Origin of the sequence: Micromonospora sp. WMMA1923, assembly GCF_049179195.1 — a bacterium.
Taxonomy (GTDB): Bacteria; Actinomycetota; Actinomycetes; order Mycobacteriales; family Micromonosporaceae; genus Micromonospora; species Micromonospora yangpuensis.
This window is the reverse complement of sequence record NZ_JBMHLZ010000001.1, coordinates 5108879-5132664: the sequence shown is the minus strand read 5'-3', so window position 1 is coordinate 5132664 and position 23786 is coordinate 5108879. Positions and strand designations below refer to the sequence as shown.

The 23786-nt window shown below is 71.4% G+C and carries 29 protein-coding genes; 18 read left to right on the top strand and 11 right to left on the bottom strand.

Annotated elements, in window-relative coordinates; all coding sequences use genetic code 11:
* Positions 1-44 precede the first annotated feature (44 nt).
* Positions 45-989, top strand: coding sequence for an NUDIX hydrolase (locus ACN28G_RS23275; RefSeq protein ID WP_421480324.1), 945 nt, complete (start codon positions 45-47; stop codon positions 987-989).
* A gap of 27 nt (positions 990-1016) precedes the next feature.
* Here the strand turns inward: ACN28G_RS23275 and ACN28G_RS23270 are convergent, their stop codons facing one another.
* Entirely contained in the window at positions 1017-1553 is a 537-nt protein-coding gene (locus tag ACN28G_RS23270; protein ID WP_421480323.1) for a hypothetical protein, read from the bottom strand.
* Positions 1554-1710: 157 nt separating this feature from the next.
* On the opposite strand from ACN28G_RS23270, the gene ACN28G_RS23265 reads away from it, so the two are divergent.
* Together ACN28G_RS23265 and ACN28G_RS23260 are read left to right on the top strand one after the other, a co-directional pair.
* The gene (locus ACN28G_RS23265) at positions 1711-2808 is read left to right on the top strand and encodes a helix-turn-helix domain-containing protein (RefSeq protein ID WP_091444629.1); all 1098 of its coding nucleotides are present in this window, start codon (positions 1711-1713) and stop codon (positions 2806-2808) included.
* Positions 2805-3377: a hypothetical protein gene (locus ACN28G_RS23260; RefSeq protein WP_091444626.1), complete on the top strand. Its 573-nt coding sequence runs from the start codon at positions 2805-2807 to the stop codon at positions 3375-3377. The genes ACN28G_RS23265 and ACN28G_RS23260 overlap by 4 nt, the downstream gene beginning before the upstream one ends.
* 62 nt (positions 3378-3439) lie before the next feature.
* Here the strand turns inward: ACN28G_RS23260 and ACN28G_RS23255 are convergent, their stop codons facing one another.
* Complete coding sequence (locus ACN28G_RS23255) at positions 3440-3652, bottom strand: helix-turn-helix transcriptional regulator (protein WP_229688438.1); 213 nt, start codon at positions 3650-3652, stop codon at positions 3440-3442.
* A 102-nt stretch (positions 3653-3754) separates the two neighbouring features.
* Between ACN28G_RS23255 and ACN28G_RS23250 the strand changes: the two genes are divergently transcribed.
* A complete protein-coding gene (locus ACN28G_RS23250; protein ID WP_175440664.1) occupies positions 3755-3913 on the top strand; it encodes a hypothetical protein in 159 nt (52 codons plus the stop codon).
* A gap of 325 nt (positions 3914-4238) precedes the next feature.
* On the opposite strand, the gene ACN28G_RS23245 is transcribed toward ACN28G_RS23250, so the two are convergent.
* Positions 4239-4430 (bottom strand): hypothetical protein, encoded by a 192-nt coding sequence (locus tag ACN28G_RS23245; RefSeq protein WP_421480322.1) that lies wholly within the window; start codon positions 4428-4430, stop codon positions 4239-4241.
* A 33-nt stretch (positions 4431-4463) separates the two neighbouring features.
* Entirely contained in the window at positions 4464-4697 is a 234-nt protein-coding gene (locus ACN28G_RS23240) for a winged helix-turn-helix domain-containing protein (protein WP_091444620.1), read from the bottom strand.
* Positions 4698-4918: 221 nt separating this feature from the next.
* Here ACN28G_RS23240 and ACN28G_RS23235 point away from each other — a divergent pair, with 221 nt between their 5' ends.
* Together ACN28G_RS23235 and ACN28G_RS23230 are read left to right on the top strand one after the other, a co-directional pair.
* The gene (locus tag ACN28G_RS23235; protein WP_373868370.1) at positions 4919-5257 is read left to right on the top strand and encodes a DivIVA domain-containing protein; all 339 of its coding nucleotides are present in this window, start codon (positions 4919-4921) and stop codon (positions 5255-5257) included.
* Complete coding sequence (locus ACN28G_RS23230) at positions 5254-6333, top strand: helix-turn-helix domain-containing protein (protein ID WP_229688436.1); 1080 nt, start codon at positions 5254-5256, stop codon at positions 6331-6333. Before ACN28G_RS23235 ends, ACN28G_RS23230 begins: the two co-directional genes overlap by 4 nt.
* Here the strand turns inward: ACN28G_RS23230 and ACN28G_RS23225 are convergent.
* Positions 6309-6947, bottom strand: coding sequence for a phosphate signaling complex PhoU family protein (locus ACN28G_RS23225; protein WP_091444615.1), 639 nt, complete (start codon positions 6945-6947; stop codon positions 6309-6311). The two genes, ACN28G_RS23230 and ACN28G_RS23225, sit on opposite strands and share 25 nt — an antisense overlap.
* 327 nt (positions 6948-7274) lie before the next feature.
* On the opposite strand from ACN28G_RS23225, the gene pstS reads away from it, so the two are divergent.
* The 5 genes from pstS to ACN28G_RS23200 all read left to right on the top strand — a co-directional run bounded on the left by pstS (position 7275) and on the right by ACN28G_RS23200 (position 11772).
* Positions 7275-8345 carry a phosphate ABC transporter substrate-binding protein PstS gene (gene pstS / locus ACN28G_RS23220; protein WP_229688435.1) on the top strand — a complete coding sequence of 357 codons (1071 nt, stop codon included), beginning with the start codon at positions 7275-7277 and terminating at the stop codon, positions 8343-8345.
* 127 nt (positions 8346-8472) lie between these two features.
* Positions 8473-9465, top strand: coding sequence for a phosphate ABC transporter permease subunit PstC (gene pstC / locus ACN28G_RS23215; RefSeq protein ID WP_091444608.1), 993 nt, complete (start codon positions 8473-8475; stop codon positions 9463-9465).
* Complete coding sequence (gene pstA, locus ACN28G_RS23210; RefSeq protein WP_091444604.1) at positions 9462-10379, top strand: phosphate ABC transporter permease PstA; 918 nt, start codon at positions 9462-9464, stop codon at positions 10377-10379. Before pstC ends, pstA begins: the two co-directional genes overlap by 4 nt.
* A 3-nt stretch (positions 10380-10382) precedes the next feature.
* Entirely contained in the window at positions 10383-11267 is an 885-nt protein-coding gene (pstB, locus tag ACN28G_RS23205; protein WP_091444600.1) for a phosphate ABC transporter ATP-binding protein PstB, read from the top strand.
* Between the two features lie 7 nt (positions 11268-11274).
* Entirely contained in the window at positions 11275-11772 is a 498-nt protein-coding gene (locus ACN28G_RS23200) for a hypothetical protein (RefSeq protein ID WP_091444597.1), read from the top strand.
* On the opposite strand, the gene mshD is transcribed toward ACN28G_RS23200, so the two are convergent.
* The 3 genes from mshD to ACN28G_RS23185 all read right to left on the bottom strand — a co-directional run bounded on the left by mshD (position 11753) and on the right by ACN28G_RS23185 (position 14441).
* Positions 11753-12676 carry a mycothiol synthase gene (gene mshD / locus ACN28G_RS23195; protein WP_091444593.1) on the bottom strand — a complete coding sequence of 308 codons (924 nt, stop codon included), beginning with the start codon at positions 12674-12676 and terminating at the stop codon, positions 11753-11755. The two genes, ACN28G_RS23200 and mshD, sit on opposite strands and share 20 nt — an antisense overlap.
* Positions 12677-12695: 19 nt before the next feature.
* Positions 12696-13586: a polysaccharide deacetylase family protein gene (locus ACN28G_RS23190; protein ID WP_091444590.1), complete on the bottom strand. Its 891-nt coding sequence runs from the start codon at positions 13584-13586 to the stop codon at positions 12696-12698.
* A 141-nt stretch (positions 13587-13727) separates the two neighbouring features.
* Complete coding sequence (locus ACN28G_RS23185) at positions 13728-14441, bottom strand: winged helix-turn-helix transcriptional regulator (RefSeq protein ID WP_091444586.1); 714 nt, start codon at positions 14439-14441, stop codon at positions 13728-13730.
* Between the two features lie 275 nt (positions 14442-14716).
* Here ACN28G_RS23185 and ACN28G_RS23180 point away from each other — a divergent pair, with 275 nt between their 5' ends.
* From ACN28G_RS23180 to ACN28G_RS23155, 6 genes are all read left to right on the top strand, one after another.
* Positions 14717-15760 (top strand): hypothetical protein, encoded by a 1044-nt coding sequence (locus ACN28G_RS23180; RefSeq protein WP_091444583.1) that lies wholly within the window; start codon positions 14717-14719, stop codon positions 15758-15760.
* Between the two features lie 60 nt (positions 15761-15820).
* Positions 15821-16612, top strand: a complete 792-nt coding sequence (locus ACN28G_RS23175; protein WP_091444579.1) for a DUF2993 domain-containing protein — start codon at positions 15821-15823, stop codon at positions 16610-16612.
* A gap of 96 nt (positions 16613-16708) precedes the next feature.
* Positions 16709-16786 (top strand): Ms5788A family Cys-rich leader peptide, encoded by a 78-nt coding sequence (locus ACN28G_RS23170; RefSeq protein WP_311202345.1) that lies wholly within the window; start codon positions 16709-16711, stop codon positions 16784-16786.
* 199 nt (positions 16787-16985) lie between these two features.
* Entirely contained in the window at positions 16986-17834 is an 849-nt protein-coding gene (locus ACN28G_RS23165; protein ID WP_421480321.1) for a sulfurtransferase, read from the top strand.
* Between the two features lie 5 nt (positions 17835-17839).
* Positions 17840-18163 (top strand): DUF1416 domain-containing protein, encoded by a 324-nt coding sequence (locus tag ACN28G_RS23160; protein ID WP_091444573.1) that lies wholly within the window; start codon positions 17840-17842, stop codon positions 18161-18163.
* Positions 18164-18420: 257 nt separating this feature from the next.
* On the top strand, positions 18421-20907 hold the full coding sequence (locus ACN28G_RS23155; RefSeq protein WP_421480320.1) for a TPM domain-containing protein: 2487 nt from the start codon (positions 18421-18423) through the stop codon (positions 20905-20907).
* Positions 20908-21147: 240 nt separating this feature from the next.
* Here ACN28G_RS23155 and ACN28G_RS23150 read toward each other — a convergent pair whose 3' ends face one another.
* Positions 21148-21420, bottom strand: coding sequence for a hypothetical protein (locus tag ACN28G_RS23150; RefSeq protein WP_373868365.1), 273 nt, complete (start codon positions 21418-21420; stop codon positions 21148-21150).
* 339 nt (positions 21421-21759) lie between these two features.
* On the opposite strand from ACN28G_RS23150, the gene ACN28G_RS23145 reads away from it, so the two are divergent.
* Positions 21760-21999, top strand: a complete 240-nt coding sequence (locus ACN28G_RS23145) for a winged helix-turn-helix domain-containing protein (protein WP_091444567.1) — start codon at positions 21760-21762, stop codon at positions 21997-21999.
* Between the two features lie 170 nt (positions 22000-22169).
* On the opposite strand, the gene ACN28G_RS23140 is transcribed toward ACN28G_RS23145, so the two are convergent.
* The gene (locus ACN28G_RS23140; RefSeq protein ID WP_139135775.1) at positions 22170-22310 is read right to left on the bottom strand and encodes an LPXTG cell wall anchor domain-containing protein; all 141 of its coding nucleotides are present in this window, start codon (positions 22308-22310) and stop codon (positions 22170-22172) included.
* A gap of 10 nt (positions 22311-22320) precedes the next feature.
* Positions 22321-23532 (bottom strand): glycosyltransferase family 2 protein, encoded by a 1212-nt coding sequence (locus tag ACN28G_RS23135; protein WP_421480319.1) that lies wholly within the window; start codon positions 23530-23532, stop codon positions 22321-22323.
* Positions 23533-23786 lie beyond the last annotated feature (254 nt).

The window sequence follows — 23786 nt, the reverse complement described above, 5'->3', positions numbered from 1 at the left end:
GGACGCTTGGTGGGTGGGGGACTGCCGGCCTTTAGGCTCGCGTCATGATCTCCGATCGTGACAGCTCCGCCGGCCCGCCGCTGAGCTTCGCCGCCCCGGCGAGGCTGATCGAGCACGCGCGGCGGTTCCGTGCCGAGGGGGGCGTGCCGGCCGTACCCCGGGTCGCCGCGACGGTGCTGCTGCTGCGGGAGGCCGTCGCCGGTTTCGAGGTGTACCTGATCCGCCGGGTCGCCGCGATGACCTTCGGCGGGATGTACGCCTTCCCCGGCGGCGGCGTCGACCCGTCGGACGCGCAGACGCATCCCGGCTGGGCTGGCCCCACCCCCGAACAGTGGGGTCGACGGCTGGCGCTGCCCGCCGAGGCGGCCCGTGCGGTGGTCTGCGCCGCCGCCCGGGAGGTCTTCGAGGAGGCGGGGGTCCTGCTCGCCGGCCCGACCCCGACCAGCGCTGTCACCGGCACGCCGGTCGACGGTGCCGGGCTGGTCGGTGGTGCGCGGGCTGTCGGGGCGGGGCTGGTCGGTGGTGCGCCGGCCGCCGTGGTCGGTGACGTCAGTGGGGACGACTGGGAGGCCGACCGGGTCGCCCTGGAGCAGCGTCGTACCGGGTTCGCCGAGTTCCTGCGCGGTCGGGGCCTGACGCTCCGGTCGGACCTGCTGCTGCCGTGGAGCCGGTGGGTCACCCCGGAGTTCGAGCCGCGCCGCTTCGACACGTACTTCTTCGTGGCGTTGTTGCCGCCGGGACAGCGGACCCGGGACGTCTCCGGTGAGGCCGACCACACGCTGTGGTTGCCGCCGGCCGAGGCGGTCCGCCGGGCCGACGCCGGGGAGCTGACCATGCTCCCCCCGACCCGGGTGACGCTCGCTGAGGTCGCGGCGTCGGCAGACCTACCCCATTTGGTACGCGCCGCAGCCGGTCGCGACCCGGCCACCCCGGTCATGCCCCGCCTGGTCGACCTGGACGGCGAGACGCCCCGCTTCCTGCTCGACTGAGCGCCGCCACCACCTCGGAGACCGGCCTCAGGGCCCGCTTCGGCGGGCCCCCGGTCGGTGGTCCCGACCCTGATCGGAGCGCTGCTGCCGGGGGACACCCTCGAAGCCCGGCGGTGGGCTGACCGGCGGCTGCCGACCGTCCCGGCTTGCCGGTGCGATGCTCAGTGCGGCGTACTCGGCGGTGGCCGCCGTCGTCGTCGGAGGCGGCGTGGCGGGTCCGGGCTGTGCGCCGGTCATGGCGTCGATGCACTCCCGTACGTACCGGTTCAGCTCCCGGTGCTGGTGCCGGAACAGTTCCGGCGCGGCGGTGCGCTGGAACCGTGCGCGGAGCAGATCGTGAGGCGAATATCGGAAATCGCGGGGGTCCACGCTCACATCGTGAGTGTGCTTGTCGAGTGCGTCGAGGGCTGCCACGACGTGCCGCATCTGCACCGCCTCCCGGCGGACGTCCGCCGGCAACCCGTCGAAGTCCCGCCGGACGTCATCGGCGAGCACTTCCCGCAACCTGCCGAGGTCACGCCTGATCCGATCTTCCTCGCTCGACGACTCGTTCTCCCCAGGCACAGCCCGTTCTCCCTCACCGCTGGTCTACTTCCCGCTCGCTCTACGTACGCGGACCGGTTCCGGTTCGCCCCATGCGGCTTCACGTTCGGCGTGGCCCGAATGGATTCGTGAGCAGTCGACTGACCCAGAGCCGAGGTGATGTTCTAGAATCGAACACATGGGGTTGGGGGAGCGGATCGCGGAGGCACGGGCAGAGTCCGGGCTGACCCAGGCTCAGCTGGCTGCGGCCGTTGGCCTGGCCCGGAGCGCGCTTGCGAAGATCGAGAACGGGATGCGGGGAGTGTCCGCAGTCGAATTGGTCGGAATCGCCAGGGAACTGCGGCGTCGCGTGGAGTGGTTCGTCGACCCAGGGCCGCCCGCTATCGTCTCCTACCGTGCCGGCAGGTCTGGACTGGCCACCCAGTCTGTCGACGACGAGTTGGACCGGCTCGCCCGGGACGTCGAGTTCGTCGCCGGCGAGGTGCCCGAACTCGTCGCGGCGCAGCCGGCGGCACTGCCGACGCCCACCTCGATGGCGGCTGCGGACGAGTTGGCCGTCCGGGCGCGTACGCTGCTGAAGCTCGGCTCCGATGAGCCCGCGCAGAAGCTGTCCCAGCTGGTCACCGAGGTGGGGTTGCTGCCCTTCGCGGTGCCGTTGGGTGAGGGAGCCGACGCGGGAACTGTGCTCCTGCGAACCGGCGGGGTGAGTGTCGTCAACGGCGATCTGCGGGTCGGTCGACGTCGGCTCGCGCTCGCTCACGAGCTGGGCCACTACCTGATCGCGGACCCGTACACCACGGACTGGCGGGTGGCCACGGCCGAGGCCGACGCGCTGGAGGCCCGCCTGGATCGCTTCGCCCGCGCCCTTCTTCTCCCCGAGAGTGATCTCCGAGGGCGATGGGCGCATTGGACCGACAACGCCGACGAGACGTTGCGGGATGCGGCGGTCCGCGCTGGGAGCCACTATCAGGTGGACATGGCGACCCTCGCCCGACGGCTGGAGGAACTCGGTCTCGTCGACGGGGCGCAGGCCAACAACGTCCGGCAGGCTCGCACGAAGAAGGCCGACATCGTCGAGAAGAACCTGGTCGTCGCCCGCGAGTTGGAGCCCGTGGCGCTGCCCCGGAGTTATGAGCAAGCAGTCCTGCGGCTGTATCGAAGTGAGACCGTGACTGTCGACCGCGCACTCAGCCTGCTGCTGGGCACCTTCGACGAGGACGCGCTGCCCGACCGGCCGCCGCTGTCCGACGCCGAGATCTGGGCCGTCACCTCGTGACCGACGACCGCCCCGTCTATGTTCTCGACACCGGTCCACTGAGCCACTTCGCCAAGAGCCAGTGGCTCAACATACTCAAGGTCGTGCTTCGAGACGCACGGGTGGTGATTCCCGATGTCGTCGAAGCCGAGTTGCGAAACGGCGTCGTGCAACACGGGTACTTGTCAAGCGTCCTGGACGCCGACTGGATCGAGGTCGTCCCGCTCAACAGTACGGATCAGTTGACCGCATTCACCTACTACGAACGGCGCCTCGTCGGATCCGACGGGCGGAACATAGGTGAATGTGGCGTGCTGGCATTGGCCGAGACGCTGTCCGGCGCGGTGGCCGTTGTCGACGACCGGGTGGCGGTGAACGCTGCCAAGAGTCGGAAAGTTGAGATCCGCCGCACGCTGGGACTGTTATGTGACGCGATACGCCAAAAGCTGCTCACGGTGCCGCTGGTCTCAGCGGTCGCCGACGACCTCTTGGAGAACTCGTACCGGTTGCCATTCGGTCCGGGCGGTTTCGCCAGGTGGGCCGAAGAGAATGGGCTGACGTCACCTGGTGAGCTTCCACCACCGACCTGATTTGCCGGAAGACCGGCTGACTCGGACAGCGCCCTTCTGGTGGTTCGGTATGACGGGTTTGGCTAGGAGGACTCGTCGGGCTCGGGTTGGGGGCGGTGTTCGGCCGCCCACTGCTCGATGTCCTCGGTACGCCAGATGCGACCGGCCTTCAGCGTCGCCGACGGTTCGGGGAAGTCCCGGCGCTTGCTGAGCACCTCCACCCACTGCCGGGACACGCCGAGGTACTCCGCGATCTCAGCGGCACCCATCACGCGCAGCAGTGGATGACGAGGCACGTCGACGACCATCTCAGGCGCCCGGTAGTCAACCCCCATAGTGGAGTTGACTAACCGAGGGTAGTCACACTTTCGCCGTGGGTTGGAGAAGGGTGGCTCGGCATGGATGAGCACGGTGGTACTGACGACCGGGAAGGTCGGCAGGCACCTCGGCGGACGAGCGAAGAGCAGTCCCGGAAGCGGCGGCTGGAAGCCGAGGACGAGCGGGCTCGGGAGATCATCGAGCGGCAGCTCTGGCCGACCTCCGACGATGACGGCTGAGGCTGCCTGTGATGCCTACGTCCTTCGGGCTCACGGTTCTTCGTCGGGGTTCTCGTCGAGTTTCCACGGCTGGTGCTCGGCGATCCAGCGTTCCACGTCTTCCGTCAACCAGATCGCCCCACCGGTCAAGCGTTCGTACGGTGCTGGAAAGTCGGGTCGTGCGACGAGTTGGAGTACGCGGGTGCGAGAGACACCCAGGCGCTCACGAAGCTCCTGTGCGCCGTACAGTCTTCTTCTTCGATGGCCCATGGTCGGACGATAGGCGGTGGGTACGTCGATGCCAGCCGGGCTCACTTCCTGACAAGACCCCGGCACCGGGCATCGGTCAGTCCGCCTGGTGGGGTCGGTGCTCCCGGATCCAGCGGTCGACGTCGGCTCGCCGCCAGATGCGCAACCGCCCGTTGGCCACCGTCGCCACCGGGTCGGGGAAGCCCTTCCGGTTCGTGATCTCGGTCGTTCGGGTCCGAGACGGGTCGCCAAGCATCCTCGCGATGTCCGACAGGGCAACCAGGTCCACGGCCGGTGCCTCCTCAGGGGTGTCGGGTCGGGCTCAGCCCGCAGGCTGGCTGCTCTCCTTGACGTACACCCCGGCACCGGGCAGCGACTCGGTGAGCCCGTTCATCTTGAGGATGAGGAAGACCCGGTCGGCGACGAAGCTGGAGACCTCGTACTCCGTGCACAGCTCAGCCCGGCTGGGCAGTCGGGACCCGGGCGGGAACTCCCCGGATTCGATCCGTCGAGTCAGGTCGTCGGCAACGCGTTGGTAGGCGTACTGCGGTGGCACTGGTTGTTCCTCTCACGGTCGGCAGTGAGAGTGAACCATCCATGGAGAGAGCTTGACTAGCAATAGATAGCCATGGCAGGTTGGTTCCAGTCCTCACGGTCGGCAAACCAATGAGGACTCAAAGTAGGCGCTCCGGCTACGAGAACCGAAGCTTCCGTGGCCGGAGCTGCCCTTCACCACACGTCTCGGAAGGTGGAAACGTGAGACAGGTTCTCGGGTGGTTGACCCGCCGTCGTCCCGCTCGGCATCGACGGGGTGTCGCCCCTGGCCGGCCCGACAGCGCCGCCGGGACCACCGGGGCCGTGTACCGGTCGCGGAACTGCGTACCGCTGCTGCCGACGCAGGTGCGGCAGTGGCGCTTCGGGCGTACCCGGTTCGGTCGACGCGGGTTGGACCCGGCGGAGGTGCGGCGCTTCGTGGACCGGGTCGCGGGCGAGCTGGCCGCCGCGCAGGAGGCGGCCGAGCGGGCGCGCGGTGAGGCGTACCAGGTCAAGGAGGCGCTGCGGCGCTGGCAGTCGGAGCAGACCCGGTGGTGCGACCGGTACGCCCTCTACCGGTGACCGGCGAACCGGTGGCCGGCGATGGACGAGGCGGTGGCGGCGTGATCGAGGGTGAGCTGCGGGAGTTGCCGATCGGGCGGCGGGTGGCGCAGTGGCGGATCCGGCGGCGGCTGACCCAGCAGATGCTCGCCGACCGGCTCGGTAAGTCGAAGAGCTGGGTGGACAAGGTGGAGCGGGGGATCCGCACCCTCGACCGGTACTCGGTCATCCAGGATCTGGGCCGGGTGCTGCGGGTCGACCCGGTGCTGCTGCTCGGTCGCCCCGAGCCGCCGACCGTGACTCCCGCCGCCGACGGCGTGGAGGAGGTACGCGCCGCGCTCGCCCGGTACGACAGCGCTCCGGCCGTTCGGCCGGCACCGACCGCCGCCGAGCTGGACCGGCAGGTGGCCCACGCCTGGCTGGCCTACCAGCACGCGCACTATCCGCAGCTGTTGCGGACGCTGCCGGCGTTGCTGGACACGGTCCGGCCGGTCCGGGCCGAGCCGGCGGGGGAGGTGTACCGGGTGACGGCGGCGGTGCTGGTGAAACTCGGCGCGGCCGAGTTGGCCTGGTTGGCCGCCGACCGGGCGATGACGATGGCCGCCGGTGACCCCCTGCGCGCCGCCGTCGCGGCGATCCCGCTCGGCGCGGCGCTGCGGGCCCTCGGCCGGGGCCGGTTGGCGCTCGCCGCGACGGTGGCCGCCGCCGACGCGCTGCCCGGCACCGAACTCTGGTCACCGTCCGGTGCCGAGCTGTCGGTACGCGGAACGCTGCTGGTCGAGGGGGCCTTCGCCGCTGCCAACTGCGGTGACCGGTCCCGCGCCGAGGAGCTGCTCGACCGCGCCGCCCTACTGGCGGAGTGGCGGCGGTTGCCGGCCGAACACCGGGGCGCGTACCTGGTCGACGTGGCGCGGGCGTTCCTGCTGGTCGGTGACGTGCCGGCGGCCGGGCGGACGCTTGTCGAGCTGGACCGGACCGCCCCGGACGAGCTGCGGTCCCGGCCGTTCGCGGGTACGGTGCTCGCCGCCGTACTGCGCGGCGGTGCGGTGCCGGCGGAGGTGTTGCGGCTGGCTCAGCGGTTGCCGTCGATCAGGTAGGCGACCTGGCGGGCCACCCCGACGGCGTGGTCGGCGAAGCGTTCGTAGTAGCGGCCGAGCATCGCCACGTCGACGGCGGCGGGGATGCCGTACGGCCAGTCGTCGGTGAGCACGGTGAAGAGCGAGCGTTGCAGCGCGTCCAGCTCGTCGTCGTCCAGGCCGGTCTGGATCGCGTCCACCCGGTCCCGGGTCGCCATCACCAGGGCGGCCTTGTCGGCAAGCCGGGCCGCCGCGTCGGCCATCGCCACGAAGGTGGGGCGCACCTGGGCCGGCAGGACCGGGTCCGGGTACCGGCTGAGGGCCACCCCGGCGATGTGCCCGGCGAGCACCCCCATCCGGCGCATGTCCCCGTTCATCCGCAGCCCGGCCACGAGCAGCCGCAGGTCGGAGGCGACCGGTTGGCGGCGGGCCAGCACCGCCGGCACCCAGCTCTCGATCCGGTCGTGCAGTCCGCGGGCGGCGGCGACCTCGGCGCGTACCGCCCGTGCGGCCTCGGCGTCGGCCTCCAGCAGGGCCCGGCTCGCCGACCGGATCACCGGACACAGCTCCCGCCCGGCCACCGCCAACATTCCTGCCAACTGGTCGAAGTCTGCCAGGTGCGTGTACCGGCTCATGCCCCCAAGCGTAGGCAACGATCCACGAGGTCCCGTATCGACGAGCGGCCCGCGCCGCGCCGGGAGACCTGGGCGAGAGAGCCGGGCGGGAGAGCCGGGAGCGCCGGGCGGGAGAGCCGGGAGCGCCGGGCCGGGCACACGCGTCAGTACGTTCATGTTCCTGACATTTCGTCCTCAGTTGCCGGCCACCTGGGCCGGGGGACCTGTTCACCTGCGGTTCACCAAGTGCCGGGAATCCGGCTACCTGCCGCTCCTAGCGTCGGTGGCGTCAGGTCGAGGAAGACCCGACGACCCCTAGAGAGAGGCAATTCTGAGGTGAACCGCAACGTGCTCTCGCGGCGCGTCCTCGCCGGCGTAGCGCTCGCCGCACTCGCGCTCACTGGCTGTGGCACCAGCGACAGCGACAGCGACACCCCGGGCGCCGGCAACAACGCCGGAGGCGACTACGCCGACCTTTCCGGTGAGCTGAAGGCCTCCGGCGCGAGCTTCCCCGACGCGTACTACCAGGAGGTCATCACGGCCTTCAAGGAGGCCGCGCCGAACGTCACCATCAACTACAACGCCACCGGCTCCGGCACCGGCAAGAAGCAGTTCGGTGAGGGCCTGACCGATTTCGCCGGCACCGACAGCCTGGTCAAGGACACTGACGGCCCGGCCGCCGGCAGCTACCTCTACGTGCCGACCGTCGCCGCGCCGATCACCGTCAGCTACAACCTGTCGGGCGTGGACAAGCTCCAGCTCAGCCCGGACACCCTGGCCAAGATCTTCCAGTCGGAGATCAGGACCTGGAACGACGCGGCGATCGCCGCCGACAACCCCGGCGTGAGCCTGCCGGCCACCCCGATCACGGTGGCCCACCGGTCCGACGGCTCCGGCACCACCAGCAACTTCACCAAGTACCTCGCCGCCGCCGCGCCGAACACCTGGAAGCTCGGCAGCGGTGACACGGTGAACTGGCCGTCCAACACCCAGGGCGGCGAGAAGAACACCGGCGTGGCGCAGATCGTCAAGCAGGCCGACGGCGGCATCGGGTACGTCGACCTGAGCGACGCCGTGGCCAGCCAGCTGACGTTCGCCGCGATCAAGAACAAGGACGGCCAGTACGTCGCGCCGTCGATCGAGGGGACCACCGCCGGCCTGGAGGGCGCGCAGGTCGCCGAGGACCTGAGCTACAACCCGCTCGACGCGGCCGGGGCCAACGCGTACCCGATCACCGCCCCGACCTTCCTGCTGGTCAAGACCAGCTACGACGACCCGAAGAAGGCCGAACTGGTCAAGGCCTTCGTGACGTACCTGCTCAACGACGGCCAGGACCTGGCCAAGGACGTCGACTTCGCGCCGCTGCCCGCGTCGCTGAAGGAGAAGGCCCTGGCCCAGGTCGAGAAGATCCAGAGCTGATCAGGACCGAGATCGCCCGAGGCGATGCCGGACGGGGGCGGGGCCGACCAGGCCCCGTCCCCGCCCGGCCAGCCGGAGCCACCCCGGCTCGGCAAGCCGCTGGAGACCCCGGACCGCTGGAGACGAGATGACCCTGACAGAGCGCAAACCCGAGACCCGGCCCAGCCTGGCCCCGCAGCGGGGTGGGCTGCTGGCCGACCGTGCCTTCTCCTGGTGGACCCTCGGCACCGGGCTGCTGGTGCTGGCGATCCTCGCCCTCATCCTGATCACCACCGTCCGGGAGGCCTGGCCGGCCTTCGCCGAGATGGGCCTGCGGTACGTCACCGAGAGCACCTGGGACCCGAACCCCGCCGAGGGGGCGGCCGTCTTCGGGGCGCTCTCCTTCATGTACGGCACCGCGGTCACCTCCCTGATCGCGCTGATCATCGCCGTCCCGGTCTCCATCGGGATCGCGCTGTTCATCACCGAGCTGGCCCCGCGCCGGCTGCGTACCACCGCGGTCACCGTGATCGACCTGCTGGCCGCCGTACCGTCGGTGGTCTTCGGGCTCTGGGGGGTGCTGGTCCTCGCCCCCGTGCTCGTCGACTTCTACCGGGGCACGCACGACCTGCTCGGCGGCATCCCGGTGCTCGGCAGCGTCTTCGGTGAGGCGGCCAGCGGGCGTAACTTCATGACCGCCGGGCTGATCCTGGCCATCATGGTCACCCCGATCATCACCTCCATCTGCCGGGAGGTCTTCGGCACCGTGCCGCAGGCCGACAAGGACGCCGCCCTGGCGCTCGGTGCCACCCGCTGGGAGATGATCCGGGGCGCGGTCTTCCCGCACAGCTTCGGCGGGATCACCGGCGCGGTGATGCTCGGCCTCGGCCGGGCGATGGGCGAGACCATCGCCGTCGCGCTGGTCGTCGGCGGGGCCACCAACATCTCCGCGAACGTCTTCGAGCCCGGCAACACCATGGCCGCCGTGATCGTGCAGCAGTTCGGCGAGTCGACAGGCACGTTCACCGCCGCCCTGATCGGGCTCGGCGTGGTGCTCTTCGCGATGACCGTGCTGATCAACCTGGTCGCCCAGCGGATCGTCCGCCGGGCGGAGGCCAAGATGAGGGGAGGGGTGGCGTGACCGCCACCGCGACGCCGCCCGCCACCGACCGTGGTCGGGGCGCGCCGGACCTGAGCCGGGGCGCGCTGTCGCTGCGACGGCGGATCGTCAACCACGTCGCCTCCGGCGGCATCTACCTCGCCCTGGTCCTGGCGATCATCCCGCTGGGCCTGGTGATGTGGACCGTGCTGAGCCGGGGCGCCGGGGTGATGAGCCTGGACTTCCTCAATGCCGACATCCCCAACTCGTACCGCCGGGAGGGCCCGGGGATGGGCCCGGCCATCGTCGGCACCCTGCTGATCACCGGCGCGGCCTCGCTGATGGCCATCCCGCTCGGCGTCTTCGGCGCGATCTACCTCAACGAGTACGGCAAGCAGAAGCCGCTGGCCCGGATCATCCGGCTGATGGCCGACGTGATGACCGGTGTCCCGTCGATCGTGATGGGGCTGTTCATCTACATCGCCTGGGTGCTGGTGGTGGGCAAGTTCAGCGGCTTCGCCGGGGCGCTGGCGCTGGCCTGCCTGATGCTGCCGGTGGTGATCCGCAGCAGCGAGGAGATGCTCCGGCTGGTCCCCGACGAGCTGCGCCAGGCCAGCCTGGCGCTGGGGGCCCGCAAGTGGCGGACCATCCTGACCGTGGTGCTGCCCGCCGCGATCTCCGGCATCACCAGCGGTTCGCTGCTGGCGGTGGCCCGCGCGGCCGGCGAGACCGCGCCGATCGTCATCGTCACCGGCATCGTCTTCTCCACCAACACCAACCTCTTCGACGGCTCCAACACCGCGTTGCCGGCACAGATCTTCCGCAACGCCAGTCAGCCCTTCGTCGGCGCCCAGGACCGGGCCTGGGGAGCGGCGCTGACCCTGATCGTGATCGTGGTCGTCTTCACGGTCGTCGCCCGAATCATCGCCAACCGATTCGCCCTGAAGGAGCGCTGAACCATGGCCACCACGAACACCCCCGCCGGTACCGTCACCTCGCACCCCTCGGTCTCCGTCAGCGCACCCTCGGCGGGCTGGCAGGACGCCGGCCTGGACAACCCGGGCGGCAGCACCACCGTGATGGACCTGGCCGACGTCAGCGTCCACTACGGCAGCTACGAGGCGGTCCGGGGCACCTCGATGCCGATCCGGCAGAACCAGATCACCGCGATGATCGGCCCGTCCGGCTGCGGCAAGTCGACGATCCTGCGTTCGCTGAACCGGATGAACGACCTGATCCCCGGTGCCCGGGTCACCGGCACGGTCAGCTACCACGGGCAGGACATCTACGCCAAGGGCGTGGACCCGATCCAGGTCCGGCGGCGGATCGGCATGGTCTTCCAGAAGCCCAACCCGTTCCCCAAGTCCATCTACGACAACGTGGCGTACGGGCTGCGGATCAACGGGATCAAGGGCAAGCTCGACGACCACGTCGAGGAGGCGCTCACCGGGGCCGCCCTCTGGGACGAGGTGAAGGACAAGCTCAAGAGCAGCGGGCTGGCCCTCAGCGGTGGTCAGCAGCAGCGGCTCTGCATCGCCCGGACGATCGCCGTCAAGCCGGACGTGATCCTGATGGACGAGCCCTGCTCGGCACTGGACCCGATCGCCACCAGCAAGGTCGAGGACCTGATGTACGAGCTGTCGAAGTCGTACACGATCGTCATCGTCACGCACAACATGCAGCAGGCCGCCCGGGTCAGCCACTACACCGCCTTCTTCACCGCCGAGGTCGACGAGAAGCAGGTACGCCACGGCCGCCTGGTCGAGTTCGACCAGACCTCGCGGATCTTCACCAACCCGGGGGACAAGCGGACCGAGGACTACATCACCGGCCGTTTCGGCTGACCGGTCGATGCCTGACGGGGCCGGCCCCGAACTCGTCCACATCGCCGTGCCGGCGGCGTACCTGCCGCACGTCGCGGCGCTCCTGGCCGAGCTGGACGGCTGGGGCGAGGCGGTGCGCCCGGTGCCCCGGCAACCCCGCCCCCAGCCGCCGGAGTCCGTGCAGTGGCCGGTCGCGGACCTGCGGCGGTTCGCCAGCGGCCGGTCCAAGAGCCACGGCACCGTGCTGCGGATGCTCGACCTGTTGGCCACCCGACCCGGGCAGTGGCTCTCCGCCGAGGAGGTCTGCGCCACCATCCGGGTGCCCCGACAGCAGCTCGGTGGCGCGCTGGCCGGGGTGAGCCGGATGCTGCGGTCCCACCCCGGCTACCGGGATCTCGGCCTGCCGCTGAACCGGTACGTCCCCAGCTCCCTGGACGGTGAGACCGGCACCTTCTACTGGCTCGGCCCGGAGCAGGCCCGCCGCTGGCGTCAGATCCGTGCCGAGGTCACCGGTGGTGGTAGTTGACGTGGGCGGACCAGGGGGCGAAGTCGAGCCGTCGGTAGAGGGCCATGGCGGAGGTGTTGGACTCGTCGACGTAGAGCATCACCCGGTCCAGGCCGCGCCGGTCCCGCAGGTACGCCAGGCCGGCGGTGGTCAGCGCCCGACCCAGCCCGCCGCCGTGCGCCGCCGGGTCGACGCCCACCACGTACACCTCACCGGTACGGGCCGAGCCGGGACGCTCGTGCACCTTGGTCCAGTGGAAGCCGAGCAGCCGGTCGCTTGCGGATTCCACGGCGAGCAGGAACCCGGCCGGGTCGAACCACGGCTCGGCGAAGCGCGTGCGCAGGTCGTCCCGGGTCCAGCGGCCCTGCTCCGGATGGTCGGCGAAGGCGCGGGCGTTGACCGCGAGCCAGGCGGCGTCGTCCAGGCCGGGCCGGAAGGCGCGCAGCGCCACCCCGTTCGGCAGCCGCGGCGGGTCCACCGGCGCGGCCAGCGACCGGCGCAGCTGCCAGAGCACCCGGGCGCGGGTGAAGCCGAGGTCCACGGCGAGCGCGGCGGCCGACGGGTGGTCACCGTGCGCCCAGGCCCGCAGCGGACCACCGGCCGCCGCGAGCACCTCCCGGGCCAGTGCCCGGCCGACCCCCCGACGCCGGTACGCCGGATGGACCGCCAGCTCCACCCCGGTACCGGTGGTCACGTCGGTGGTGTCCAGGTGGGCGTACCCGGTCAGGGTGCCGTCGGCGGCACGGGCGGTGAGGTGCGTGGCGGGCGCGGCCGGGTCGCGCAGCCGCAGCAGGACGTGCTCGTCCAGCGGGTCCGCCCCGTCGGTGTCACCGGCGGCGCGCGCCAGCGCGAGCACCTCGGTCACCTCGGCGGGCGTCAACCGGTCGGCCCGGTTCACCTGGTCGGTCGTCGGCTCGGTGCTCACCCCGTCACGGTAGCGGCGGTCAGGTCGCGCCGGTGGGCAGGGCGGTGAAGCGGAACCGGCTGGTAAGCGTCGGCAGGGCGGAGCGCAGCGCGTCGACGGTGCCCTGCCGGTTGCCACCGGCGTCGTGCAACAGGACCACCGCGCCGGGGGCAACGTAGGTGTGCAGCACGGTGGCGATCCGGTTCGCTCCCGGCGCGCGCCAGTCCGACGGGTCGACGTTCCAGTGCAGCGGGACCATGCCCAGCTCCTGCGCCACCGAGACGACCGGGTACGTCCAGGCGCCGCCGGGTTGCCGGAACCACACGATCGGGGCGTTCGGGGCCGCCGCCCGGATGGCCTGGTTGGTGCGGATCAGGTCGGCCCGGATCACGTCGGGGGAGCGTTTGCCCAGCAGGACGTCGTGGTTCCAGGAGTGGTTGCAGAGGGTGTGCCCCTCGGCCACGATGTCCCGGACCAGGTCCGGATGGTTCTGTGCGTTCTCACCGACCACGCAGAAGGTGGCCTTTATCTGGTACTCACGCAGCACCTGCAGGACCTGCGGGGTGTAGTTGGGGTCGGGGCCGTCGTCGAAGGTAAGCGCCACCTCGGCGGTGCCGCTGGTGACCTGGGTGCCGTACGGGCCCTCCTCGACGGTGGTCGGGCCACCCTCCTGACCGGCCTCACCCCAGGGGGCGGAGGTCGGCCCGGTCGGGCTGGTGGGGGCCGGAGCGCCGGTGCCGGTGGCCGGAGGCTGGTCGGCGTACTGCGGGCCGGTGGCCCCGGCCCCCAGGACCGGCGGCTGGTGCCCGGTCGGGTCCGGCACGAGCGTGCGGCCGAGCGCGTAGGCCGAGCCCAGCAGGGCGAGCACCAGCAGGGTGAGGACGCTGGCGGTCCGGCCGGCGCCGGCCGACCGGGGCACCGTGGGCCGCATCAGGTGCCCTGTCCCGAGACTGTGGCCCTGACCCCCGTGCTGAACGTGTACACCGCCGCCCCTCTCACGAATCCGATAGTCAGGATAAAACCGACTAGATTCGTGAAAGGGGCGTATCGGTATAACCTCCCGAGCGGAGGGTCAGACTGGTATGGGCGCGTGCTCCACGTCCGGCAGCGACCGCGAGGGCGGCACGACGAACTTGTAACCCACCTGGCGGACCGTGCCGATCATCGACTCGTACTCCGAGCCGAGCTTGGCCCGCAGCCGCCGGACGTGCACGTCGACCGTGCGGGTGCCGCCGAAGTAGTCGTAGCCCCAGACCTCGCGCAGCAGCTGGTCGCGGGTGAAGACCCGGCCGGGGTGCTGGGCGAGGAACTTGAGCAGCTCGAACTCCTTGTAGGTGAGGTCGAGCGGGCGGCCCTTGAGTCGGGCGGCGTAGGTGTCCGGGTCGATGGTCAGCTCGCCGGCGCGGATCGAGCCGCCGGCACCCGAGGTGGTGTTGCTCAACCGGCCGACCGCCAGCCGCAGTCGGGCCTCGACCTCCGCCGGCCCGGCCGAGGCGAGGATGACGTCGTCCACGCCCCAGTCGGCGTTGAGTGCGATCAGGCCGGCCTCGGTGACCACGGCCACCAGCGGCACGCCGAGCCCGGTGGCGTGCAGCATCCGGCAGGTCGCCCGGGCCTCGCTGAGCTCGGAGCGGGCGTCGACCAGCACCGCGTCCGGGCTGGGCCCGGCGACCAGGGTGCGCACGTCGCGTGGCGCGGTGCGGACCGAGTGTGGTAGCAGGTCGAGCGCCGGCAGAACCGCGGATGGTTCGCCTGCGCGTGCGGTCACCAGCAGCAGGATCTCCACACGATCACCTCCGTCCCGGCGGTCACTGACCGCACGCGACCAGCGGCGTCCCTCAGGACGCGGCGCTGAGAACTGACGTTGGCCCGGCGTCAGAGACTGACGTCTGGTCCCGGCGTCGCTGGCGGGCGGGTAACGCGTTGAGCCTAACCGACGACCCTCGCCGACCCCTCCAGGCTTATCCTCTTTGCGCGTTCTGCCCCTTATCGCGGAACAGGTTTTAACCTGGCCGAAACCGTGCTCCCCGGAACGGTCCACAAGTCTGGCACGATCGGGGCGTGTATCCCTCCACCTCGCCCGAGACCGGTCGCGAACCGTGGGCCGACGACGACGACGATCCGGCCGGTCGGCCGCCGGCTGCGCGTACCGGTCCCGACGACGACGCCGCCGACGAGCGGCGCGGGCGCGGGCGACCCCGGCGGTTCCGCAAGAGCAGCGAACCAGCCCGCCGAGCCGACGACGAGGTCGAGATGGAGGACGAGGAGGAGGAACCGCCGGTCGAGATCCGCCGGCCGCTCTCGCTCACCGTCGCCGCTTTCGCCGCGCTGCTCGGTGTCGGCCTGGTCCTCGGCGCGCAGACCGCCGGGCCGGGACACCGGCTGCCCTTCGCGATCATCGTGCTCGGCGTACAACTGCTCTACATCCTGGCCCGGACGATGGCGGTCCGCCCGCCGGCATTGCTGGTGGTCGCCGCAGTCGGCGCCGGCGTCGCGGTGGCGGCCGACGTCATGGCGGTACGCTCCGCCGACGCCGCCCTGCTGCCCCTGGGCGTCGTCGTCGTGGCCGGTTGCGTCCTGGCCGTGGTCGGTCAGCTCTTCCGCCGGGTCGACCGGGCCCGGTTGACCGACTCGCTCGGCACCACCGTGACGACCGTGCTCGGGGTGACCGCCTTCGCCATCCTGATCCTGCTCGGTCGGATCCCCGCCGGCACCCAGGCGATCACCGTCTGCCTGACCGCGGCCGGTGTCGCGCTCACCGTCGCCCGGCTCACCGACGCGGTGCTGCCCTGGCCCCGACTGGCCCCCCAGGTCCCCCGGGGAGCCGCCGGCGTGGTCATCGGCGCGATGGTCGGTACGCTGGTCAGCGCCGTCTTCGGCAGCTTCCTGGTGACCCCGTTCACCCCGGTCCGGGCCGCGCTGTTCGGGCTGGTCGCCGCGGTCACCGCCGTCCTGGCCGACCTGGCCGTCGGGTACGCCGAGGCGGGCCGGTTGATGGCCGGTGAGCTGCCGACGATGTGGATCGCCCGGCACCTGCAGGGCCCGCTCGCCGGGTTCGCGATGGCCGCGCCGGCCGCGTACGTGATGTGTCGGTTGTTGCTCTGACCGGACGGTTGAGGTTTCCTCACCTCGGGTAAGACCGGCACGACGACGACAGGAGGCGGCGTGGCAGACAGCTACCCGGCGAGGCAGGTACGACCCCGGCGACGTGGGCGCAAGGTGCTCGTCACGCTCGTCGTGCTGCTGCTGGTCCTGGGCGGGCTGCTGGCCGTCGCCGACCGGGTCGCCGTGGCGGTCGCCGAGCGGACCATCGCCGACCAGGTCCGCCAGGAGGTGGCCAACCAGCAGGTCGAGTCCGCCGCCCCCGAGGTGGAGGTCGGTGGCTTCCCCTTCCTCGACCAGGTGGTGGCCGGCCGGTACGACCGCATCTCCATCCGCCTGCGCGACGTGCAGGGCTCGGTGCAGGGCAACGCGGTCCGGCTGCCCCAGCTCGACGTCGACGCCCGGGACGTGCGCGCCTCGCTGGACACGCTGCGCACCGGGCAGGGCGACGTGGTCGCCCGGACCGTCGACGGCACCGGCACGATCAGCTACGACAGCCTCGCCGCCCTGCTCGACCGGCCAGGGCTGAAGCTCGGCGAGCGGGACGGGCAGCTCGCCGTCACCGCGCCGGTGGACATCCTCGGTCAGCGGTTGACCGTCAACGGCGTCGTCGAGGTGGTCGTCAGCGAGCAGGGCGAGGTGTCCCTCAAGGTCAACGACCTGGACGCCGAGGGGCTGCCCGCCGTACCGCTGGCCCGTAGCCTGCTCAACCAGTACGCCCAGGGCATCTCCATCGCCGTACCCCTGCCGGAGCTGCCCTTCGGGCTGACCGTGCGGGAGGTCCGGCCGTTGCCCGGTGGGCTCGCGGTCACCGCCGACGCCCGGGACGTACCGATCAACCAGACCGCCGGCTGAGCGTCCACCGCCCGCCAGGTGGCCCGTGGTGAGCTGCGTCCCGGATGGTGGTCGGGCCCCTGGTGCTCGGCGGGATCGCTGGTAGGCTCCCTGCTCATGGGGACGCTCCTCACCAAACGGCGCGCGGTCGACCTGTGCCGCGTGGCCACCTGCCTGTGTCGCCCCGTCATCTGACGGCGGGGCTGTCCAAGGTCGCCTAGCGGCCACCGGCACGCAGGGTCCGCGTACCCTTCCTGCTTCCCAACGCCCGGCAGCGGCGCCGTCGCACGAACCCGTGATCCGTCCGTCCCATGGGTCCCGCGCGTGGTGTGACAGAGGCAACCACGATCTCCGCGCGCAGGCTCACCATCCATCCTCACCAGGGAGTGATCTGATGAGTCGCGACACCGCACTCGTCTCGGCCGAGTGGGCCGAGAAGAACCTCGACGCCCCGGGCGTCGTCTTCGTCGAGGTCGACGAGGACACCTCGGCCTACGACACCGGCCACCTCGCCGGTGCCATCAAGCTCGACTGGAAGACCGACCTGCAGGACCCGGTCCGGCGGGACTTCGTCAACAAGAGCCAGTTCGAGGCGCTGCTCTCCGAGCGGGGCATCAGCAACGACGACGTCGTCGTGCTGTACGGCGGCAACAACAACTGGTTCGCCGCGTACGCGTACTGGTACTTCAAGCTCTACGGCCACGGCGACGTCAAGCTGCTCGACGGCGGCCGCAAGAAGTGGGAGCTGGACGCCCGTCCGCTGGTCACCGACGCGGTGACCCGCCCGGCCACCACCTACGTCGCGCAGGAGCCGGACAACACCATCCGGGCCTTCCGCGACGAGATCGTCCCCGCCATCGGGGTCAAGAACCTGGTCGACGTGCGCAGCCCCGACGAGTTCGCCGGTCGGCTGCTCGCCCCGGCCCACCTCCCGCAGGAGCAGGCCCAGCGCGCCGGGCACATCCCCACCGCGATCAGCGTGCCGTGGTCCAAGGCCGCCAACGAGGACGGCACCTTCAAGTCCGACGACGACCTGCTCAAGATCTACGGTGACGCCGGGCTGGACGACGGCAAGGAGACCATCGCGTACTGCCGGATCGGTGAGCGCTCCTCGCACACCTGGTTCGTCCTGCAGGAGCTGCTCGGTCACCGGAACGTGAAGAACTACGACGGCTCGTGGACCGAGTACGGCTCGCTGGTCGGTGTGCCGGTGGCGCTCGGCGACGAGCCCGGGGAGGCCTGATCGCCATGACTGCTCCCACCGCCGCCGGCTGCGCCGCGCCCGACCAGGCCGCGCCGTTGCCCGCCAGCCTCGACCTGGAGAAGGAAACCGTCATCACCGGTCTGGTGACCGCCGACTCCGGTGAGGTCGTGCCGGGTGCCTACGTGCGCCTGCTCGACTCCACAGGTGAGTTCACCGCCGAGGTGGTGACCTCACCGGCCGGCCAGTTCCGCTTCTTCGCCGCGCCGGGCAACTGGACCCTGCGGGCGCTCTCCCGGCACGGCAACGGCGACACCGCCGTCACCGCCGCCCGAGGCATCAACGAGGTGACCATCACCGTCCAGGCGTAAGGAAGGGCCCCCTGTTAACGCATTCTGTCTACAGGGGCACCCTTCTCACCACCGGCTGACGGTCTACGCGGCTCGGGCCGGCCACCCCCTCACCGGGGCGGCCGGCCCGAGCCGTCTGCGTGCCCACGTCGCCGCCGACCACCGGCGGCGGGATGTGCCCCGCATCGCCACTGGGGTGACCGCCGCCGTGCCCACCACCCGGACTCCTCCCCGGGCGGGCGGCAGGAGAGCTTGAGCTGGGCGTCTAACCTGGGGAAATGTTCATGTTGCGCCGGGCGGCCCTGTTCGTGAGCGTCCTGATCCTGGGTTCGACCGTGCCGGCCCTGCCGGCCGCAGCCACCGGGTCCGCGACCAGCGGAGTGTCCGCTCCCGCCGCGTCCGACGGGTCCGTGCCGGCTGGGTCCGCGTCCGGCGGGAGCGCGGCGGCCACCGGGACCGGTGGGGGTCGGGGCGGTGCGGTGGTGGCCGCCGGGGTACGGGCCGAGCGGCCGATGCGGCTCGACAGCCAGCTCGTCGACGAGGCGGACGTGCTGGGCGACCGCCGTGGCGAGGTGCAGCAGGCGCTCCAGGAGCTGCGCCAACGGACCGGGCTCCAGCTCTTCGTGGTCTACGTGCACACGTTCAGCGGCCGGAGCGGGCAGAACTGGGCCGACGACACCGCCGAACGCAGCGACCTGGGCACCCGGGACGCGCTACTCGCCGTCGCCACCCGGGACCGGTCGTACGCGTACTCGTTCGACCAGAACTATCCGCTGACCGACGGGCAGCTCGACGAGGTGGCCCGGGTGGCGATCGAGCCGGCGCTCGGCGCGAACGACTGGGCCGGCGCGGCGATCGGAGCCGCCAACGGATACCGGGCGGCCGTCGACGGGGACAGCATCCCGGCGCCGGCGATCCAGCCCGGCCCGCCGGACACCCCGTCGGGTGGGGAACGGGCCGGCTCGGTGGCGTTGGTGCTCGTACCCCTGGTGTTGATCATTATTGGGTTGTTGGCCTTGTGGTTGGTGCCCCGGCACCGGCGGCGCAAGCAGGCGCGGGCGGCGGCTGAGCTGGCCCGGGCCCGGACCGACGAGATCGCGGCGCGGGCCAACGGCCTGCTGGTCGAGCTGGACAACGAGCTGCGCGCCAGCGAGCAGGAGCTGACCCTGGCCACCGGGCAGTACGGTCCGGAGGCTACCGCCGCGTTCACCGCCGCCGTGGCGCAGGCGCGCACCGAGCTGGCCGAGGCGTTCCGGCTGCGGATCAGCCTGGACCAGGAGGAGAACGTCGACGACGCCACCCGCCGGCAGCGGCTGCTGGAGATCGTCGAGCGGTGTGAGCGGGCCGACCAGGTGCTCGACGCCGAAGCGGAGGCGTTCGAGAAACTGCGGGCCATCGAGCTTCGGGTACCCGAGGCCCTGACCGAGCTGGCCGCCCGGCGGACCACCCTCGACCAGCGGGTGGAGCGGGCCGAGGCGACCATGGTCGACCTGCACCGCCGGTACGCGCCCACGGCACTGGCCACCGTCGCCGACGACCTGACCGGCGCCCGGGAACGGCTGGCCTTCGCCGGCACCACACTGGACGCCGCCGGTGCCGCCGCCGGTGAGTCGGACCTGCCCCGGGCCGCCCTCGGGGTACGCACCACCGAGGAGGCGTTGGGCCAGGTGGAGACCCTGCTGGACGGGATCGAACGGCTCGACGGCGACCTGACCACCGCCCGGGAGGCCGCCGACGCCCTGCTGGCCGAGCTGGACACCGAGATCACCCAGGGCCGCGCCCTGCTCGCCGGCAACCCCGAACCCCTTCCGGGTACGCCCTCCGGCGCAGCCGGTGCGCCGGGCTCGCCTTCCGGCGGGCTCGGTGCGCCGGGTACGCCTTCCAGCGCAGCCGGTACGCCTTCTGGTGGGCTCGGTGCGCCAGGTACGCCTTCCGGCGGGCTCGGTGCGCCGGGAGGTCAGGTCGGTGGGCCGGTCCTGCCGGGCGGCGTACCCGGTGCTGCTCTTCCGCCGGAGCGGCAGGCCGAGTTGACCGCCGCGGTGACCGGGGCGGAGCAGGTGGCTGCGGCCGTACGCGCGGAGTTTGCCGGCGCGACCCCGGACCCGCAGGCGGCCCTGCACCGGCTGGAGGAGGCGGACGCCGCCCTGGACCGGGCGCTGGCCAGCTCGATCGAGGCGGCCCAGCGGGTACGGCGGGCGCAGGCGTTGCTCGGCCGGAGCATCCAGACGGCGGCGGCCGAGATCGACGCGGCAAGTCGGTTCGTGCACACCCGGCGGGCGGCCGTCGGTCAGCAGTCCCGGGTCTGGCTCGCCGACGCCGGACAGCACCTGGACCGGGCGCGGGCGCTGGCCGAGGCCGACCCGGTGACCGCGCTGGCCGCCGCCCAGGAAGCGGCGAAACTGGCCGGCTGGGCCAGCCGCTCGGCCCGCTCCGACGCGAACGCCTGGTCGCAGGGGGGTTCCGGCTGGTCGGGCGGGCCCGGTGGGTTCGGTGGCTCCGGTGGGTTCGGTGGCTCCGGTGGGTTCGGTGGCGGCGGCTCCGGTTCGGACGCCTTCTGGGGGGCGCTGATCGGCGGCATCCTCTCCGGCAACTCGTCGTCCGGCGGCAGTTGGGGCGGCGGGTACGGGGGGAGCAGCAGCCGCTCCCGGCGTAGCAGCGGCGGGTATTCGAGCGGCCGGCGCAGCGGGGGCTCCAGCGGTGGGCGCAGTGGTGGTTCCGGGCGCAGCGGTGGTGGTGGCCGGCGGGGCGGCGGCGGACGCTTCTGACCGCCCGGCCCGGGTGTCGTGGGCTCTGTGGGCTCCCTGGGCTCGGCCGGACGAGCTTGATCGACTCGGTTGGGCCGAAATGGCGGTGTCCGGGGCCGGTTGATGCCGCCATATCGGCTCAACCGAGTCGATCAGCGCCGTGGCCGGCCCCGGGTCGATCAACGCTGTGGCTGGCGCGGGTTGGTCAGCGCGGTGATCTGCCCCGGAATCGTGTGGATCGGCTGGTGGGATGCGGGGCGGTCAGCGGGGGAGGCGGCGGGCGCAGTCGCCGTAGTGGGCCGGGCGCAGTACACACCGGCGGCCGTTGCCCAACAGGCGGTCACAGAAGACCTGGTGCTGCACGTTCGGTAGGCCCTCCGCGGAGAGCGTCGTCTCGCCGAGCACCAACTCCGGCAGGTACGACAGCGAGCGGGTGACCGCCCGGGCGAACACGTGCGCGGCGCTCAGGTCGGCGACCCGCACGGTGAGATGAACGACGAATCGGGATGGCTCGCTCTCGTCGAACACGGTCACGACCGGCCTCCCGAGGTGCCGCTGCGCTGCCGGTCGTGTCGTGGACGCGGTCGGGGGTACCGGAACGGGTTGCACATCGTCGATCGCCCTTCGGCGCGGACCGCGTACCCGGGTGTGGGTGGTTGCCCTGGCCGGGCGCGGTCGTCGGGGCCGGGGTGGGGCCATGGTGGACCCACCCCGGCCGTGGGCTGAGCACCACCCGTTGCCACGCGAGGGGGGCTCGGCAGCCAACTTATTCGCACATCCCGGAATAGTCAACCCAGAGTAAGCGTGTCCCTACGGCTACTTGTCCGAGCTGGCTCCGCGTGATCGAATTCGTGGTGCCACGCGAGGAGTGTCATGCCTGCTATGCCCGACTACCTGCGGATTTCGAACGCGATCATGGACGACGTTCGTAGTGGGAAACTGAAACCCGGCGACAAGCTGCCGTCGATCGCCCAACTTCGTGTGCGGTACCGGGTCGGCGCGTCCACCATTCAGCAGGTGTACATCCGGTTGGAGGCGTTGGAGGTTGTCGACCGGTACCAGGGTAAGGGGGTCTTCGTGACTGACCCCAGCACCTGGCTGCGCAAACCCTGACCCGCGACACCAAAAGATCTTGGAAGAAAAATGCCCCTCGGGCCGATTCCTTCCAAGATCTTTAGGCTGCCGGGCTGCCGGGCTGCCGGGCTGCCGGGCTGCCGGGTCTGATGGCGTGCGCGCATGGCGGAAGGGGCGTCCAGGGCCTGACGGGCCCTGGACGCGATCGGTCAGCTGGAGCGGCGGCGCGTCTTGGCGCCCCACTTGGCGACGGTGACCAGTAGGGCACCGACACCGAGCAGCAGCGCGCCGAGCAGACCGGCTGCCGCCGTCGAGGCCCCGGTGAGCGGGAGATCCTGGTTCGCGGACATATTCACCCCCTCACACGCTCGTACCGGACGGGACGGCGATGCGGGCCGGTGAGGCCCAGACGCACCGCTCGACGGTGGGCTGCCGGATCGCCTTCACCAGCGCGTGCACCAGGACGACCCGGTAGAGCAGGTCGGCCAGGGTGATCGCGGGGAGGAAGAGCAGCAACCGGGGGCGGCGCAGCCGCCAGGCGGCCAGCCCGACCCAGAGCGACTGCCCGGCGAGCAGCAGCAACAGGCCCGGCACCAGCCCGGGACCGGCGGTGGCCAGCAGCCACAGGGTCAGTGGACCACCGAGTACGTAGAGCGTCCAGTGCGTCATCAACAGCAGGTACGCGTGGTCGAAGCGGCTGTTGCGGCGGCCCACCCGGTGGCCGATGATGCCCTGGAAGGTGCCCCAGAGCCAGCGCAGGTTCTGCCGGTACCAGTCCCGGCCGGTGGTCGGATCCTGGAGCTGGGCGACCGCCCGGGGCGCGTACACCACCTTGCCGAGGTGCCGTCGGTGGGTCTCCAGCACCCAGTACGTGTCGTCGACGATGTACGGCGGCTGCTGCGGCAGCAGCACGTCCAACAACTCGGTGCGGTAGATCGAGTTGGAGCCGGAGATGCAGTTCATGACGTTGAAGTGGCTCTGGATCCGGCGGATCACCGCCTGGTACATCCAGTAGCTGTAGGCGCGCTTGGCCAGCCAGATGTTCCACCGGTGCTCCGGCGGCCACCAGGTCACGTTGTGCCCGACCACGATGGCGACCTCGGTCTCCAGCTCGGCCAGGGCGACGGTGACGAAGTCCGGGGCGATCAACACGTCGTCGTCGAGGATGGCCACCGCCCGGTAGGCCGCACCCAGCCCGAAACCGGCGTACGCGGCGTGCAGCGCGGCGGGTTTGCCGACGTTCTCGGTCAGCTCCAGCACCTGCGCCCCGGCGGTACGGGCCAGCGCGGCGGTGTCGTCGGTGGAGGCGTCCGAGACGACGTACACGGGTGCGCCGGTGGCGCGGGCGGCGCGGACCGTGCCGGCGATGGTGGCGGCGCCGTTGCGGCAGGCGATCAGGACGGCGACCTGGTCGACGCCGGACACCGGGCGGTACCGGGGGTGGGCGGGGGCGCGGTGCCGGGCCTGCTCGACCCGCTCGGGGCGGATCAGTCCGTAGAGGAACGCGACGACGATCAACAACAGGACAACAGCACCCAGAGTGATCGAGGTGATCAGGAAAGCTTCCCGCATGGAAGGCTCATTCCACAGGCCAAAGGGGGTTTGTGAGCACCACTCACGTTGGGGCGCGCTGGTAACGCTAAGTGATAATCCGCGAGCCGCCAAGTGTGAGTTCGGTATTGAGCCGTTCGGCCGAGCCGTGCCGGGGCCGCTCGGCCCACAACGACGGTGGCCGCCGACCCTGGTCAGGGTCGACGGCCACGCGTTCCGAACATCCGCCCGCTCACCGCCCCGGTCGAGGGTGAGCGGGGAACCCCGCTATACCT